Annotated in this window: 14 protein-coding genes; all 14 read left to right on the forward strand. The window is 59.2% G+C overall.

Going from position 1 to position 17,135, the window contains the following annotated elements; genetic code table 11:
• The first annotated feature begins 204 nt into the window (after positions 1-204).
• Complete coding sequence (locus tag GOV87_RS15870; protein ID WP_171212430.1) at positions 205-1,776, forward strand: acyl CoA:acetate/3-ketoacid CoA transferase; 1,572 nt, start codon at positions 205-207, stop codon at positions 1,774-1,776.
• Positions 1,773-2,540, forward strand: a complete 768-nt coding sequence (locus tag GOV87_RS15875) for an enoyl-CoA hydratase/isomerase family protein (protein WP_171212431.1) — start codon at positions 1,773-1,775, stop codon at positions 2,538-2,540. The genes GOV87_RS15870 and GOV87_RS15875 overlap by 4 nt, the downstream gene beginning before the upstream one ends.
• Positions 2,497-4,068, forward strand: a complete 1,572-nt coding sequence (locus GOV87_RS15880; protein ID WP_254447396.1) for an aldehyde dehydrogenase family protein — start codon at positions 2,497-2,499, stop codon at positions 4,066-4,068. Before GOV87_RS15875 ends, GOV87_RS15880 begins: the two co-directional genes overlap by 44 nt.
• A 59-nt stretch (positions 4,069-4,127) precedes the next feature.
• Positions 4,128-5,378 (forward strand): ABC transporter substrate-binding protein, encoded by a 1,251-nt coding sequence (locus GOV87_RS15885; protein WP_171125772.1) that lies wholly within the window; start codon positions 4,128-4,130, stop codon positions 5,376-5,378.
• A gap of 91 nt (positions 5,379-5,469) precedes the next feature.
• A complete protein-coding gene (locus tag GOV87_RS15890) occupies positions 5,470-6,363 on the forward strand; it encodes a carbohydrate ABC transporter permease (protein WP_171125774.1) in 894 nt (297 codons plus the stop codon).
• The gene (locus tag GOV87_RS15895) at positions 6,363-7,244 is read left to right on the forward strand and encodes a carbohydrate ABC transporter permease (protein WP_171125776.1); all 882 of its coding nucleotides are present in this window, start codon (positions 6,363-6,365) and stop codon (positions 7,242-7,244) included. Before GOV87_RS15890 ends, GOV87_RS15895 begins: the two co-directional genes overlap by 1 nt.
• 6 nt (positions 7,245-7,250) lie before the next feature.
• Complete coding sequence (locus tag GOV87_RS15900) at positions 7,251-8,363, forward strand: ABC transporter ATP-binding protein (protein ID WP_171125778.1); 1,113 nt, start codon at positions 7,251-7,253, stop codon at positions 8,361-8,363.
• Positions 8,363-9,859: an FAD-dependent oxidoreductase gene (locus GOV87_RS15905; protein WP_171212432.1), complete on the forward strand. Its 1,497-nt coding sequence runs from the start codon at positions 8,363-8,365 to the stop codon at positions 9,857-9,859. The genes GOV87_RS15900 and GOV87_RS15905 overlap by 1 nt, the downstream gene beginning before the upstream one ends.
• Positions 9,847-11,448: a GMC family oxidoreductase gene (locus GOV87_RS15910; RefSeq protein ID WP_254447397.1), complete on the forward strand. Its 1,602-nt coding sequence runs from the start codon at positions 9,847-9,849 to the stop codon at positions 11,446-11,448. Before GOV87_RS15905 ends, GOV87_RS15910 begins: the two co-directional genes overlap by 13 nt.
• Positions 11,445-11,753 (forward strand): Dabb family protein, encoded by a 309-nt coding sequence (locus tag GOV87_RS15915; RefSeq protein ID WP_171126618.1) that lies wholly within the window; start codon positions 11,445-11,447, stop codon positions 11,751-11,753. The genes GOV87_RS15910 and GOV87_RS15915 overlap by 4 nt, the downstream gene beginning before the upstream one ends.
• Before the next feature lie 66 nt (positions 11,754-11,819).
• Complete coding sequence (locus GOV87_RS15920) at positions 11,820-12,797, forward strand: LacI family DNA-binding transcriptional regulator (protein ID WP_371813526.1); 978 nt, start codon at positions 11,820-11,822, stop codon at positions 12,795-12,797.
• A gap of 35 nt (positions 12,798-12,832) precedes the next feature.
• Positions 12,833-13,996 carry a Gfo/Idh/MocA family protein gene (locus tag GOV87_RS15925; protein ID WP_171212434.1) on the forward strand — a complete coding sequence of 388 codons (1,164 nt, stop codon included), beginning with the start codon at positions 12,833-12,835 and terminating at the stop codon, positions 13,994-13,996.
• 22 nt (positions 13,997-14,018) lie between these two features.
• Positions 14,019-16,103 carry an FAD-binding protein gene (locus tag GOV87_RS15930; RefSeq protein WP_171212435.1) on the forward strand — a complete coding sequence of 695 codons (2,085 nt, stop codon included), beginning with the start codon at positions 14,019-14,021 and terminating at the stop codon, positions 16,101-16,103.
• A complete protein-coding gene (locus tag GOV87_RS15935) occupies positions 16,097-17,029 on the forward strand; it encodes a sugar kinase (RefSeq protein WP_254447398.1) in 933 nt (310 codons plus the stop codon). The genes GOV87_RS15930 and GOV87_RS15935 overlap by 7 nt, the downstream gene beginning before the upstream one ends.
• Positions 17,030-17,135 lie beyond the last annotated feature (106 nt).

A 17,135-nucleotide genomic window follows, 5' to 3' on the forward strand; every position in this document is an offset into this window, starting at 1 on the left:
TACAGGCCGACGATGCACTAACAATCAATTTGGACCAGTCAGATGAGGCTGCTCAAAATTGCAGTGCACTTCCCCTTGTTGAAGATGGTGTTGGACTTGGTGCAAGCGCAGGGTTGGTTTTTCCTGTTGCAAGTTTTGGATCGTTCCAGTAACGATTGGATCGTTCCAGTAAATCCGTGAATCGCTGGAATCGGGGAGGTCGTCATGAAGAAACTGGTATCAGCCCGGCAAGCTGCCGAAGTGGTCCCTGATGGGGCTGTTGTCTCGGTTTCGTCGTCGTCGGCCTTGGGTTGTCCTGATGCTGTTCTAAAAGCCATCGGCGACCGGTTTCAGCAGGACGGCCATCCGCGCGACATCACTTCGCTTCACCCTATCGCGGCTGGCGATATGTATGGTGTTAAGGGGATGGAGTATCTGGCGCAAGACGGGTTGCTGACGCGGGTATTGGCGGGGTCTTATCCGTCGGGGCCATCCAGCCTTGAGATGCCGGAAATCTGGAAAATGATCGTCGAAGATCGTGTCGCGGCTTATAACGTGCCGTCCGGTATCATGTTCGACATGCAGCGTGAGGCGGCGGCGCATCGACCCGGCGTGCTGACGCAGGTGGGTCTGGATACTTTTGTCGACCCGATCCGCGAAGGTTGCGCGATGAACGCGCGCGGGGCTGCGGCCCCGATTGTCGCGCGCGTTGAGTTTGGTGGCCACCCATGGCTGCACTTTCCAAACATCATACCCAATGTCTGTATTCTGCGAGCCACCACAGCAGATGAATTCGGCAACCTGACCTATGAGCATGAGGGCGCTTATCTGGGTGGGTTGGAGCAGGCGATTTGCGTGCGCAATCACGGCGGGATCGTAATTGCTCAGGTTCAGCGGATCACTGCGGAAGGCAGTCTGCGCCCCCACGATGTCCGCGTACCTGGGCATCTGGTGGACCTGATCGTCGAAGATCCGGACCAGAAGCAGACCACCGAAACACCCTATGATCCCGCGATTTCGGGTCAGGTCATGCGGCCCTGGGACAGCTTCTCGCTTGCCGAGCACGGTGTGGAAAAGGTCATCGCACGCCGCGCGGCCATGGAGTTGCGCTCGGGCATGAGCGCAAATCTTGGGTTCGGCATCAGCGCCATGGTCCCCCGGATATTGTTGGAGGAAGGACACCCCAAAGCCGTGACCTGGGCGATTGAGCAGGGCGCGGTTGGCGGCGTTCCCTTGACCGGGTTCGCCTTTGGCTGTGCCTCGAACGCTCATGCCTTTGTGCCGTCGCCGCAGCAGTTCATCTATTTTCAAGGGGGTGGGTTCGACATGTCATTCCTCTCGTTCCTTGAGGTCGATGTGGACGGCAATGTGAACGTGTCGAAGCTTGGGAAAAAGCCCTATCTGACCGCAGGGTGCGGCGGTTTTGTGGATATTACAGCGCGGGCCAAACGGATCGTGTTCTCGGGCTGGTTTGAGGCTGGGGCGAAGATTGATCTGGGAAGCGACGGCATCCGGGTTACCGCGCCGGGCAAGTTCACCAAGATGGTGGACAAGGTTGAACATGTCACCTTCTCGGGTCGTCGTGCACGGGAAACCGGGCAAGAGGTGATCTATGTGACGGAACGCTGCGTGATTCGCTTGACGGATGAGGGGTTGGTTGCGACTGAAATCATGCCGGGGATCGACGCGCAGCGCGATATTATTGTCGCCTCGGGCGGGCGCGTGACAGTGGCAGAAAACGCAACGCTGATGCCGGCCTCTCTGTTCCTTGAAGGACCGATGGGACTGCAGTTGTGAGCAATATCGCCTTTGATATCCGGGGCCACGCGGCGATTGTCACTTTGGACAATGTCGCCAAGTTGAACGCCCTGACGATCCCAATGCTTGACGCGTTGGAGGCCCGCGTGCGCGAGGTTGAACGGGATGCAGCAATCCGCTGTCTGATCTTGACCGGAGCTGGCGAAAAGGCGTTCTGTTGCGGGGCCGATATCGGCGCGTGGGGTGGACTCAGCCCCGCCGTGTTCGCGCGTCATTGGGTGCGGGATGGACATCGTATCTTTGACCGGTTGGCGCGGTTGGGCAAACCCACCATCGCTGCCATGAACGGGCATGCCTTTGGCGGTGGGCTGGAACTGGCAAGCTGTTGTGATCTGCGCCTGCTGGCCCCACGTGCAACCCTCGCCCTTCCCGAAGCGCGGGTCGGTATTGTTCCCGGCTGGTCCGGCACGCAACGCCTGACCCGGCTCATCCCTGAAGGGGCCGTCAAGGAAATGGCCCTGTTTGGACGCAGGATCGGGGCAGACCGCGCGGTGTCGCTGGGTTTTGCGGCTGAAGTGGCCGAAGACGTATTGGGCCGCGCGCTGGAACTGGCTGCTGATCTGGCGGACCTGTCCCCCCGCGCCACTGAAATCGCCAAGAACATGATCCACGCGGCCGTAGGCGAAGACCGGGACGCGGCCGTCGAAGCGCTTGGAAGCGCGGCCATAGCCGCCTCCGCCGACCGTGACGAAGGTGTGAATGCCTTTTTGGAAAAACGTAACCCTCAATATTCGGGCCTGTGACGTAATGAAAGATATGACGATCAACCCAGCCATCCCGTTCGACCTGCCGCCGCTGTTCGAGGGTCGGCATATGATCAACGGGATCTGGCAGGACACCGCATCGGGCGAGACGTTCGAGCGTCGCTCGCCCTCGCACGGGCATATCGTCAGCCGGTCCGCCTTGGGGGGCGAGGCCGAAGCTGAGGCGGCCATTCAAGCCGCCCGCACAGCGTTCGACAGTGGGGCTTGGAGCCGCGCGTCGGGCAAAGAGCGTGCCACGGTTCTTTTGAAGGTCGCTGACCTGATTGAACAGAACGTAGATCGGATCGCCGTCATCGAAACGCTGGAAAGCGGCAAGCCGATCAGTCAGTCCAGAGGTGAGGTCGGTGGAGCGGCCGACCTCTGGCGATATGCCGCGTCCTTGGCGCGCAGCACCCATGGCGACAGCCACAACACGCTGGGCGCCGACATGATGGGTGTGGTTCTGAAAGAGCCTATTGGTGTGGTGTCGATCATCACCCCTTGGAACTTCCCGTTCTGGATTCTCAGCCAGAAACTGCCCTTTGCATTGGCGGCGGGATGCACGGTTGTCGTGAAACCCTCGGAAATGACCCCCTCCACCACCCTGATGCTGGGCGAGTTGCTGATCAAGGCCGGGCTGCCGGCAGGCGTGTGCAACATTGTTCTGGGCCATGGCGTACCGGTCGGCAGCGTATTGTCCACGCATCAGGCGGTAGACATGGTGAGCTTCACCGGCTCGACCGCAGTCGGCAAGACAATCAGTGCGGTGGCCTCGGATACGCTCAAGAAAGTGGCGCTGGAACTGGGCGGCAAGAATCCGCAGGTGATCTTCCCGGACGCGGATCTGGAATCGGCGGCGGATGCGGTCGTGTTTGGGGTCTATTTCAATGTCGGCCAATGCTGTAACTCGAGCAGTCGCATAATCGTGCATGAGGACATTGCCGAAGCCTTCACCAAGCGGGTGGTTGATTTGTCCCGTAAGGTGAAATTCGGTGATCCGATGGATCCGACTACCCAGGTCGGTGCCATCGTCACGCCGGAACACAACGCCAAGATCGACGCCTACGTCAAAGACGCTCAGGCCGCCGGTGCCGAGATTGCCATGGGCGGTGACCGTCTGCAGGTCGAGGGGCTTGGCGATCAGTTCTACCAGCCTACCATCGTCACCAATGTTCAGCCGGACATGCCGATTGCGCGGGATGAGGTGTTTGGCCCGGTTCTGACGGTCCTGACATTCAAAACACTGGACGAAGCCGTCGTGCTGACCAATGATAGCGTTTACGGTCTGTCGGCTGGGGTCTGGAGTACCAATGTCCACACCTGCCTTGAATTCGCCCGCCGCGCAGAAGCGGGAACGGTCTGGACCAATACCTGGATGGACGGATTCCCCGAGGTTGCGTTCGGTGGGGTCAAGCAATCCGGGCAGGGGCGGGAAATCGGACGATATGGGTTCGAGGAATTCTTCGAAGTGAAATCTGTGGTTATGCGCATCGGCGACAGCCGTGCGCCATGGGTGTCGCAAGACTGAACGGCGCATCAAACATCAATAAGCGCCAGAAAAAGATCGCATTTAGGGAGGAAACAACAATGCGTAAACTTTTGAAAACGAAATCGGTAATTGTGGCAGGGCTGCTGTGTACCACCAGCCTGGCGCACGCCGAAGAGGTTGAGGTTCTGCACTGGTGGACCTCGGGCGGTGAAGCCGCGGCGCTGAATGTTTTGAAAGACGACCTTTCGGGTCAGGGCGTTGGCTGGACGGACATGCCAGTTGCCGGGGGCGGCGGTGAGCAGGCAATGACTGTTCTGCGCGCGCGTGTCACTGCAGGCAACGCACCCACAGCCGTTCAGGGTCTGGGGTTCGATATTCAGGACTGGGCCGCGCAGGGTGCGCTGGCTGATCTGAACGACGTGGCGGCCAAGGAAGGCTGGGACGATGTGGTTCCGGACGCGCTCAAGGCATTTGCAAAGTTTGACGGCAAGTGGGTTTCGGCTCCGGTCAACGTGCATTCGACCAACTGGGTTTGGGCGAACAAGTCAGTGCTGGACGCAAACGGTATCGCCCAGCCGACCAACTGGGACGAGTTCGTGGCCGCTGTTGAGGCGCTGAAAGCGGCGGGTGTGACACCCATCGCGCATGGTGGTCAGGCATGGCAGGACGCGACCGTTTTCGACGCCGTGGCAATGTCCACGCTTGGCCCGGACGGGTACAAAGCCGCCTTTATTGATCTGGACGAAGGCACTTTGGGTGGGGACGCCATGAAAGAGGCGTTCGATCGCATGGCCTTTATCCGCGACAATGTTGACGAGAACTTCTCGGGTCGCGACTGGAACCTGGCGACGGCGATGGTCATCAATGGCGAAGCTGGTTTCCAGATGATGGGTGATTGGGCCAAGGGCGAGTTCCTGAACGCAGGTAAAGTGCCGGGTCAGGATTTCTTGTGCTTCCGCTTCCCCGGTACCGCAGATCAGGTGACCTTCAACGCCGACCAGTTCATGATGTTCGATCAGGGTGGATCGGTTTCGGCAGAGCAGGCGGCGCTTGCCAGCGCGATCCTGTCACCCTCGTTCCAGTCGGCGTTCAACGTGGTCAAAGGTTCGGTTCCGGCGCGGACCGATGTCAGCGACGCGGATTTCGACGACTGCGGCAAGCAGGGCATGAAAGATCTGGCTGCGGCTGCGGCTTCGGGCAACCTGTTCGGCTCGATGGCGCATGGCCACGCGGCGCCCGCATCGGTCAAGAACGCCGTTTATGACGTCGTAACGGCGCATTTCAACGGCGAATATGACAGCGAAACCGCAGTGGCCGAACTGGTCGACGCGGTGTCGATTGCCAAGTGATCAGTGATCCTCGTGAAGGGGCGGCGGTTTAGCCGCCCTGTCCAAAGAGGGCGCTCAACGCCTTAAAACACAACTCGCAGGAGGGCGCGCCATGGCTGCTTCAGCCGACGCGGATTTCAAGACTCGCCTTCAGAATTGGATACCCAAGCTGGTCCTGTCACCGTCGCTGGCGATGATGCTGGTCTTTGTGTACGGGTTCATCCTGTTCTCGGTCTACCTGTCGTTTACCGACAGCCGCATCCTGCCGACCTTTGGCTGGGTCGGATGGGAAAACTACGACAAGCTGTGGCGTCTGAGCCATTGGGAAACCTCGCTGATCAACATGGGGATTTTCGCAGGGCTCTATATCGTGATCTGCACCTGTATCGGGCTGGGACTGGCGATCTTCCTTGATCAGAAAATCCGCGGCGAAGGGCTGTTGCGCCCGATCTACCTGTACCCGATGGCGCTGAGTTTCATCGTTACCGGCACGGCGTGGAAATGGTTTCTAGACCCGGGCATCGGGCTGGAAAACGTCATGCACACATGGGGGTGGACCAGTTTCGAATTCGACTGGATCAAGAACCGCGATTACGCGATCTACACGGTCGTCCTGGCTGCTGTCTGGCAAACCAGCGGGTTTGTCATGGCGATGTTTCTGGCCGGTCTGCGCGGCATCGACAATGAAATCCTGCGCGCGGCGCAAATGGATGGGGCGTCGAACTGGAACCTCTATCGCCGGATCATCATCCCGCAACTGCGTCCGGCATTTCTGTCAGCCTTCGTGATCCTCAGCCACCTTGCGATCAAGACTTTTGACCTTGTAATCGCGCTGACGGGTGGCGGACCGGGACGGGCGACCGAACTGCCCGCAACCTTCATGTATTCCTACACCTTCACGCGGAACCAAATGGGGATCGGCGCGGCCTCGGCCACGATCATGCTGATGACCATCGCGGCGATCATGATCCCCTACCTATACGCTGAATTGCGGGAGAAACGCTGATGTCTCAGGCCTCGCAAGATACCGCGATCCGCACGGGCCGCGTTGCCCGCACGCTGATCTATCTGGTGCTGCTGCTGTTTGCGCTGTTCTACCTGCTGCCGCTTTACGTGATGCTGGTGAACTCGGTCAAACCGCTAGAGGAAATCACCGGCGGCGGCATGATGAACCTGCCGCAGGTGTTCACGCTTGAGCCGTGGTTCAAGGCGTGGTCCTCGGCCCAGATCGGGGTCGATCCTACGGGATTGAAGCCTTACTTTTGGAACTCGATCAAGATGGTGGTTCCGGCTGTTATCGTGTCGACCGTCCTTGGCGCGCTGAACGGTTATGTGCTGACCAAGTGGCGGTTTAAATACGACACCATCCTGTTCGGGCTGATGCTGTTTGCCTGTTTCATCCCGTTCCAGATTGTGCTGATCCCGATGGCGCGGATGCTGGGCATCATCGGACTGGCGGGCACGACTTGGGGTCTGGCGCTGGTGCATGTGGTCTATGGGATCGGGTTCACCACGCTGTATTTCCGCAACTACTATGCCGTGTTCCCGACCGAGCTGATCCGCGCGGCGCAGATTGACGGGGCGGGATTCTTTCAGATCTTCTGGCGCATCCTGCTGCCTAGCTCGGGCCCGATCGCGGTGGTGTCGATCATCTGGCAGTTCACGAACATCTGGAATGACTTCTTGTTCGGCGCGTCGTTTGCCGATGCCAATAGCCAGCCGATGACTGTAGCACTCAACAATCTGGTGCAGTCATCGACGGGTGTTAAGGAATACAACGTACATTTTGCTGGCGCCATTCTGGCCGCCATGCCAACTCTGCTCGTCTATATCGTGGCCGGTCGTTACTTCGTCCGCGGCCTGATGGCGGGTTCCGTGAAAGGATAAGGCGTCATGGGCTTTCTCGATATCGACAACGCGACCAAGTCTTACGGCTCGGTTGAAGTGCTGCACAAGGTCGACATCTCGGTGCAGGAAGGAGAGTTTCTCGTTCTGGTCGGGCCCTCGGGTTGTGGCAAGTCCACCTTGCTGAACATGATTGCAGGGTTGGAAGAGATCACCAGCGGCGAGATCCGCATCAAGGATCAGGTGATGAACGGGGTGCACCCGTCGAACCGCAACATCGCCATGGTGTTCCAAAGCTACGCGCTGTACCCCAACATGACCGTGGGCCAGAACATCACCTTTGGACTTGAGATGCACGGTGTCCCCAAGCCCGAGCGTGAAAAGGCCATGGCCGAGGTCGCCAAGCTGTTGCAGATCGAACAGTTGCTGGACCGCAAGCCGGGGCAGCTTTCGGGCGGTCAGCGGCAGCGGGTGGCCATGGGGCGGGCCCTGGTGCGTGAGCCGGATGTGTTCCTGTTCGACGAACCCTTGTCCAACCTTGACGCCAAGCTGCGCGTGGACATGCGGACCGAGATCAAGAAGCTGCACCAGAACCTCGGCACCACCATCGTCTACGTGACCCACGACCAGATTGAGGCTATGACGCTGTCCAGCCGCATCGCCGTGATGAATGGCGGCTACGTGCAGCAACTGGGCACCCCGCAAGAGATCTATGACACCCCCGCCAATATCTTTGTGGCGACCTTCATGGGCTCGCCCGCGATGAACGTGCTGCCTGCAAAGGTGGTGATGTTGAACGGGCGGCCCCACGCCGAAGTCGCCTTGTTTGACGGGTCGATGGCACAACTGCCCTTCAGTCAGGACAACCTGTCCCATTGGGACGGGCGTGACATCCTGTTGGGCATTCGGCCCGAGACCATCACGGATATGGATGGCGCGGATCGAAAATCCTCGAACATTGCGACGATGACCAACCGGATCGTGGTGACCGAGCCCGCCGGGTCAGACACGTTTGTATCAATGCAATTGGGCGGGCGCGATGTGATTGCGCGGATGCGCTCGGATGCAGAGGTTGCGCCGGGGCAGGATTTCACCTTTGCCGTGAACATGGAAAAGGCTGTGGCCTTCGATCCTGAAACCGAGAACCGCATTCAGGGGTAATGCAACCCGACATCCTCATAATCGGGTCCGGCATGGGCGGCGCGACCCTTGCGGCAGCGTTGGCCCCGTCCGGTCGTCGCATCCTGATCCTTGAGCGCGGCGTCAGGTTGGAACCGTCTGCGCAGGACCGGGATGCTAAAGCGATCTTTGGCGATGGCGTGTTTCGTCCTGATGAAACGTGGTTGGACGGACATGATCAGCCGTTCAATCCCGGAAACTATTACTTTGTTGGCGGCAATTCGAAATTCTACGGCGCGGCTCTGATCCGGTATCGGGCCGAAGATTTTGCCCCAATGCTGCACCGTGACGGCACAACACCGGGCTGGCCGGTTACGTATGATGATCTGGAACCCGATTATCAGGCCGCCGAAGACCTGTATTGCGTACGCGGCGATCCCAGCCAAGACCCGACCGAGCCACCGCATTCCGGTGCTTACCCGTTTGGTCCGGTGACGCATGAGCCGGACATGCAGGATCTGTTTGCACGGCTCCGGTCCGTTGGCATGTCGCCGTCAACCATCCCGCTTGGGCTGGATCTGGACAGGTGGCTGGCCGCTGGCGATACCACGTGGGACGCTTTTCCCAACACCTGCGGCGGCAAGATGGATGCCGAAACCTGTGGACTGGCCGAGGCGCTGAAACATGAAAACGTGACACTCAAGACCAACGCGCGTGCGCAGCGGCTTGTTGCAGACGCGAATGGTCGGGTGAGCGGTGTTGAAGTTGAAGTGGACGGCCGTCAGGAGACACTGACCGCGCCGATTGTGGTGCTGGCAGCGGGCGCGGTTCAATCTGCGGCTTTGCTTCTGACTTCTGCGGATGCGGCGCGCCCTTCGGGTCTGGCCAATCGGTCGGATCAGGTGGGACGGAACTTCATGAACCACAACTGCTCGGCTGTGCTGGCGCTGCACCCACTACGCCGCAACAGGTCGGTCTATCAGAAAACCCTGATGGTGAACGATTTCTACCTGACAGACGGTCAGGGTGGGGCTCCGCTGGGTAATATCCAGATGTTGGGCAAGATCACCGGTCCGATCCTCGCGGCAACGACGCCAATGCCTAGTTGGGTTGCTTCGTTGATTGCAGACCGCAGTTTCGATTTCTACGCCATGTCCGAGGATCTGCCTAACCCCGACAGCCGCGTGACGCTGAAGGACGGGCAGATCAGGCTGGACTGGCAGCGTTCGAACTGGGACGCGCATTTGGAGCTGGTGCGCGTGCTGAAGCGCAAGCTTCGCAAGGCAGGTTTTCCCGTTGTTTTGTCCAGGCCCTTTGACCGCCGCACCCCGTCGCATCAATGCGGCACCGCACGGATGGGCGCGGACCCGACCGCAAGTGTGGTGGACACGTTCTGCCGCAGCCACGACCACCCGAACTTGTTCATTGTCGACGCCTCGGTCCTGCCGACCTCGGCCGCTGTAAACCCCGCATTGACCATCGCGGCGCTGGCCTTTCGCGCCGGACGCCACATCCAGGAAAGAGAATGGGCCGCATGACCGCTGGTTACGACTTTATTGTTATCGGAGGCGGTTCCGCCGGATCAGCCATCGCCGCCCGCCTATCGGAAAACCCCAGCGCGCGCGTTCTGCTGCTCGAGGCCGGTGGTGGCGACCGCAACCCCCTGTTCCACCTTCCTGCAGGGTTTGCCAAGATGACCAAAGGCATCGGGTCGTGGGGATGGAGCACGGTTCCGCAACGCTCGATGCAGGACAAGGTTTTCACCTACACGCAGGCCAAGGTGATCGGCGGCGGCTCGGCCATCAATGCGCAGATCTATACGCGGGGCGCGGCGCAGGATTATGATGAATGGCGTCAAATGGGTTGCGAAGGATGGGGGTATGACGACGTTCTGCCCTATTTCAAGAAGTCCGAAGACAACGATACCTATAGCGGGGAATTCCACGGTCAGGGCGGTCCGTTGGGCGTTTCCATGCCCGCCGCGCCGCTGCCGATCTGTGACGCGTTTATCGAGGCCGCGGGGCAGGTGGGCATTCCGAAAACCACCGATGTAAACGGGGAAAAGCAGGACGGGGCAGGCTATTATCAGCTCACCCAGCGCAACGCGCGCCGATCATCCTCGGCCATGGCGTTTCTTGCGCCCGCGCGGTCGCGGTCGAACCTGACGATCCAGACCAATGCGCAGGTGCGCCGGATCACCGTCGAAGGTGGTCGGGCCACAGGGGTCGAGATGGCCGATGGCAGTAAGATCACAGTGGACCAAGAGGTGATCCTGTCCTCGGGCGCCATCGGTTCGCCGCGTCTGCTGCAACTGTCGGGGATTGGCCCGGCGGACGGGTTAAGGGCGCTGGGGATCGACGTCGTGTTCGACCAGCCCAATGTAGGCGCGAACCTTCAGGATCATCTGGACCTGTATGCGATTTGCGAAGTCACGGGCCCGCACACCTATGACCGTTATGCCAAGCTGCACCTGTCGGCGCTTGCGGGTCTGCAATATCTGCTTACACGTAAAGGGCCTGTCGCCTCGAGCTTGTTTGAGACTGGGGGGTTCTGGTACGCAGACGAAAATGCCCGTTCGCCCGATATTCAGATGCATCTGGGTCTCGGCACGGGGATCGAGGCCGGGGTCGAGGCGATGCCCAATGGAGGGGTGACGCTGAACGCGTGCCACCTGCGGCCACGGTCCCGAGGTTCGGTCCGGCTGCGCAGCGACAACCCGGCAGATATGCCCTTGATCGACCCCAATTACCTGTCGGACCCCTATGACCGTGAGATGTCCATTCGTGGCTTGAAACTGGTGCAGCAGATTTTGGCTCAGGACGCGCTGAAACCCTATGTTCTGGCCGAGCGTTTGCCGGGGCCGGATGTGCGCACCGACGAAGATTATTTCAACTTCATCTGCGTCCACTCCAAAACCTCGCATCACTGCGCCGGAACCTGCCGTATGGGGAGCGACGATCAGGCGGTTCTGGACCCGCGCCTGCGGTTCAACGGGATCGAGCGGTTACGGGTCGCCGATGCCTCGGTGATGCCGACGGTGAACTCGTCCAACACAAACGCGCCGTCGATCATGATCGGCGAAAAAGCGGCAGACATGATCAAACAGGACAACGGATACGCGACATGATCCGACATATCGTACTGACCAAATTCAAACCCGACGTACCGGAAGACACTATCCAGAGCATTTATGCCGGGCTGGCCGCCGTGACCGAAAAATTGCCCGGTGCGCGGAGTTTCACAGGTGGTCGCTCGGAAAGCCCCGAGCAGATTGAGCGCGGCTATATGCACGGCTTTGTCATCGACTTTGACAACTGGGATGCGCTGCAAAATTACACCGACAATTCCGAGCATAAGGCATTGGGCCGTCAGCTTGTTGAAAACGCGGTCGGAGGGATTGACGGCATTCTGGTGCTGGATTTGAACGTGTAGGCAAATATTCGGGGTAAACAGAACAGGGCGACATAGAATATGGGCCAGAGACCAACGATCTTAGACGTGGCAAAGCACGCAGGCGTTTCAAAATCGACTGTCAGCCTTGTTTTGCAGGGAAGCGACTCGGTCAAGGCTGAAACGCGCGACGCGGTCCGCAAGGCGATGGCTGAGATCGGCTATGTGTACAACCGTTCTGCCGCAACGCTTCGGTCATCCTCATCCGGTTTGATCGGATTGGTGATCAATGATCTGCGCAACCCCTTTTTCACCGAGTTTGCGGCCCTGTTTCAGATGGAATTGGCGCGAAACGGCTTTGCCACGGTCATGGCCAACACGGATGAAGATCCAGAACTGCAAAAAAGCATGATCTCGACCCTGACCGAGCATGGGGTTTCAGGGTTCGTGATCTCTCCGGCGTATGGCGATGTCGAGGACACGCTGGCCCTGTTGGCCGCGTCCGGTACACCGACATTGCAAGTGTTCAGAACCCTTGATGCGCAGGCGCAAAGCCTGCCGTTTTTTGCGCCGGATTATCATCTTGGCAGTCGTATGGCGACCGAACATCTGTTGGAGAAAGGGTGCAAACGCGTCGCCTTTCTGGGTGGTTTGGAAGGGCGCCCTGTCACGCAGGAGCGCATGAGCGGCTATCTGGAAATTCTGAACGAAAAGGGTTTGCCGCCACTGGTTTTGACCGGCGAGGCCACACGCTCTTTCGGGAAGTCCATTGTGGGACAGTTGCGGCGCGACCATCCGGATGTGGATGCCGCGATCTGTTTCAACGATCTGGTGGCTTTGGGTGTTATGTCAGCGTCGCATCAGTTGGGGGTCGAGATTGGCACCGACCTGCGTGTGGTGGGGTTTGACGATATCGAAGACAGCAAGGACAGCCACCCCCCCTTGTCGTCAGTTTGTTGTGACATTCCCGACTTTGCCAAGTCTACGGCGGAACAGATCCTGAATTGGGTCAAGACCGGAACGAAACCCAGCAGCCTGAATCGCAGCCCGGTGCGCCTGATCGCGCGCGCCTCAAGCGATCTTTAGTCAGGCGAGACTTGCTGAAGAAAAAGGAGAAGATCATGTCTGAGGTAAGAGTTGCTGTTCTGGGCGCATCGGGCTGGATGGGCCGCGTTCACACGATGGCGTTCCAGACCTTTCCGCATTTTTTTGGCAACAGCTTTGGTACTGCGCGGGTCACGGCGCTGGTTTCCTCGAATCCCAACGCCGTGCAAGAGCTTGCGTTTCGCGCCCCTGACGCCAAGATTCTGAAGACTTGGCAAGAGGCCGTGGCCGACCCTGAGATCGACCTGATCGACATCTGCCTGCCTGACAATCTACATTACGAGGTGGCCAAGGCTGCGCTTTTGGCGGGCAAGCACGTGTTTTGTGAAAAGCCCCTTGCCGACACCGCGGCCGAAGCGCTGGAGCTGGCCCAGATCGCGCGGGAAAAGGGCGTGATCACCCGCGTTGGCCACGCCTTTCCCCGCAACCCGGTGCATGACCGCGCGAAAGAGATTATCGAGGCGGGTGAGATTGGTGAGATTACCCTGTTCAAGGGCTGTCAGCATGTCGACATGTACGGGAATCCGCAGACGCCCTATATGTGGCGCGCCGACGGGGATCTTGCCCCCACCGGCATTGTTGGGGACACGGGCTCACATGTCTTCAGCTTTATGGATTTTCTGGTCGGGCGGGTAACATCCTTGATCGCGGACACTTATGTCGTGACCGACAAACGCCCGGTGGTGGAAGGTCTCGGCCTTGGTGAAGTTCCCGAACTAACCGGCAAGGAAAAATGGAAACCCATCACCAATCCGGACGGCGCGAATGTCCTGTGCCATTTCGCCAACGGAGCGCGCGGGATGGTCGATTTCAGCCGCACAGCGACGGGCCGAAAATTTATGCAAAGCTATGAGGTTTACGGCACCAAGGGCAGTCTGGCCTACAATTACGACGAATTGAGCCGCCTGAGATTTTACACTAATGATGATCCGACCGGTCGGCGCGGCTATCGTGAGATTGATGTTGGTCCCGAGCATGACACCTATGGCGCGTTTCTGCCGCTGCCCAATTTTGGGCTGGGCTATAACGAAAGCAAAATCATCGAAGCCGCCGAAGTCATTAAATCCATCACCACAGGCGAACCGATGTGGCCCACTTTCGATGCGGGCCATCGCATTTGCCAGATCGTCGACGCCTGCATGTCATCATCGCGCCTGAAGCGCTGGGTCGATATCGACTGATACGCCATAAGGACCGATCTTCATGAGCACCACTGTCCCTCAGGATATTCTCGATGCACTGACCGATGTGGCCATGCCGCGCCTGCGGCAGGAACCGGAATTGTCGAGAACCGTCCGGATCGGCGGGTATGACATTCCAGTCCATGCCTGCGGAGGTCTTGTGATCGGCAGCGGAGCCGCCGGGTTGCGCGCAGCCGTCGAGATGAAAAGGCGCGACGTGGACGTGACCATCATCAGCCAGAGCGCGTGGGGCGGGACCTCGGCCTGTTCCGGTTCGGACAAACAGACTCTGCACACGGCAAATACGAAAGATCATGGCGATGACTTTCAGGACATGGCAGCGGCAATTGGGGCAGGCGGCGCAATGGACGAGGACACGGCATATATCGAGGCGGTCGGCTCGATCCGCGCGATGGCATCCCTGCAATATCTGGGGCTGCCCTTGCCGCAGGATGCGCTGGGCGGCACATTGCGTTACCAGACGGATCATGACGAGGTCGGGCGTGCTACAAGCTGCGGTCCCCGCACCTCGCGATTGATGGTGCAGGTGCTGGCGCAAGAGGCGATCCGGCTGGACATCCCCTTCTTTAACCATACGACGGCTGTAAACGTTCTGACCGAAGATGACCGCGTGGTTGGCCTGTTGGCAATCCGCCCCAAGGCCAGTTCGGATGCAAACCCCTATGGGCTGACGCTGTTCACCTGCAATGCACTGGTCTTCGCGGCCGGAGGGCCCGGAGAGCTGTACCGCGACAGCGTGTTCCCCAATGGCTGTTTCGGCACGTTGGGGCTTGCGCTTGAGGCCGGTCTAGAATTGGTCAATATCACCGAAAGTCAGTTTGGCATCGGCACGCGGCGCGAGGGGTTTCCGTGGAACCTGTCGGGCACTTATGTGCAAGTGATCCCGCATATTTATTCGGTGGATGACAGCGGGGCCGAGCATCACTTTCTGGCTGACTATTATCGCAGCACGCAAGAGATGGCCTCGAACATCTTTCGCAAGGGCTATCAATGGCCGTTCCATGCCACACGGATGCTGGACTTTCAGTCCAGCCTTGTCGATCTGGCAATCGTGCGGGAAAACCAAAAAGGTCGGCGGGTGTTCATGGATTTCAACCGCAACCTTCTGCCTGTGCCGGGTGATCAGCCGTTCAGTCTGGACCATTTGGATGACGATGTGCGCAGCTATCTGCGACATGCCGGGGCCGTTCACGATCTGCCAATCGACCGGCTGCGCCATATGAACCCGCTCTCGATTGAGCTGTATAAGCGCTACAAGGTGGACATCACTATCGACCCGTTGGAATTCGCGGTGAATAACCAGCATATGAATGGCGGTATTGCCGTGGATATCTGGGGCCGCACCAACGTCGCCGGGATCTATGCAGTTGGAGAAGCCGCGGGCACCCATGGCGTCACGCGACCCGGTGGATCGGCTTTGAACGCCGGACAGGTTTTTGGCACCCGCGTCGCGGAACATATCGCGGCAAGCCGGATGGCGCATGAGGCGTCGAAACTGGAAATCACCTCCTTGGCAGAACACGCGTTGACCCGGATTGAGGCAACTCTGAATACCAACAGCTCCCGCGACGCTGCCGATATTCGTTCCGAAGTCCAGGCCCGCATGAGCGATCACGCCGGCATCCTGTGCACGCCCAAGGACGTATCGGCCGCGCATAAGGCGGCCAGCGACCTGAACGCGCAAATCCGGCGCAACGGGATCTCGTTTAAGCGCAGCGGCGAGGTCGGGCGCGTATTGCAATGGCAGCAGATGTCGCTGGCCTCCGAAGCTGTATTGGCGGCGTTGGATCATTATATCGCCAAGGGCGGCGGCAGCCGCGGGGCCCGCGCAATTTGCGATCCCAACGGGGATGCTCTGCCCCAAGCGGCGCATGGACCGATACCGGAGGTTAGGTTTCGATCCGAACGAGAAGCAGACATGCGCGAACAACTTCTCGTTCATATGGACGGCGAGGATATGGTTGTGTCGCACCGAAAAATCCGCAGGTTTGATCAAGATGCCCGTACTTTTTTCGAACGTGACTGGCCCGCGTGGTTAACCGGGGCCATCTACGATCAAAACGATGGGGATACGGTGCCTTGCTGAGTTTCACGTCAAACAAGGCCGTCGCGATTGGTGAAGCCATGATCGAAATGGCCGATTTGGGCGACGGTTCGTACAAGCGCGGCTTTGCCGGGGATACGTTCAACACCGCCTGGCATATGGCGCAGATCCTTGGCGAAAAGGCGTCGATTGGTTTTGTCACGAAGGTCGGGACCGACAAGGTCTCGTCCGCGTTTCTTAAGCAGTTGGACGAGGACAGTCTGGTAACGGATGGGATAGGCCGGGTCACCGGTCGCACCATGGGCTTGTACATGATCGAACTGGATGGCGTCGAACGCAGTTTTCAATACTGGCGCGAGGCTTCGGCGGCGCGTCTGCTTGCGGAGGATCGCGATTGGTTGCAGCAGGTGGTCGAAGGTGCGGGTCTGATCCACCTGTCCGGGATTACGCTGGCCATTCTGTCGGCCCAAGCCCGCGCGGTTTTGTGGGATGTGCTGGCCGAAGCGCGCTCGGCCAAGGCCTTGGTTTCTTTCGATCCGAATATACGCCCCCGGCTTTGGTCGTCTGCCGATGAAACGCGTGAGACGATCGCCAGATTCAACCAGATCACCGACATCGCATTCCCCAGCTTTGATGATGAACAAGGTCTATGGGGCGATGCGTCCCCGGCGCATACCGTTGAACGGCTTGGGGCAGCGGGCATTTCGGAAGTTGTCGTCAAGAACGGTCCAGCCCCTATGTTAGCGTTGGCGGACAGTCAGATAACGACGTCTGAGACCCCCAAGGTCGAAGGAATTCGTGACACTTCCGGGGCTGGCGATGCATTCAATGCGGGTTATCTTTCGGCACGCTTGAGCGGAAAGCCTCAGGCGGCGGCAATCGCGTGGGGTCAAAAGCTGTCGGGTGAAGTTATTCGGCACTATGGCGCGCGCATTCCCAAGGCCGCGATGCCTCGTTTTGAGAACTGACCAATGTATTGGATCGGGCCACCCGAACGGCCACGATCAGGTCCGGGACACGCTGGTTTTGCGCAGAACAAACGTCCCGATTTCAGTGCCTAAAAATTGCTCATCC

The organism is Ruegeria sp. HKCCA5426, from assembly GCF_013034585.1.
In the GTDB taxonomy this organism is placed as follows: domain Bacteria; phylum Pseudomonadota; class Alphaproteobacteria; order Rhodobacterales; family Rhodobacteraceae; genus Ruegeria.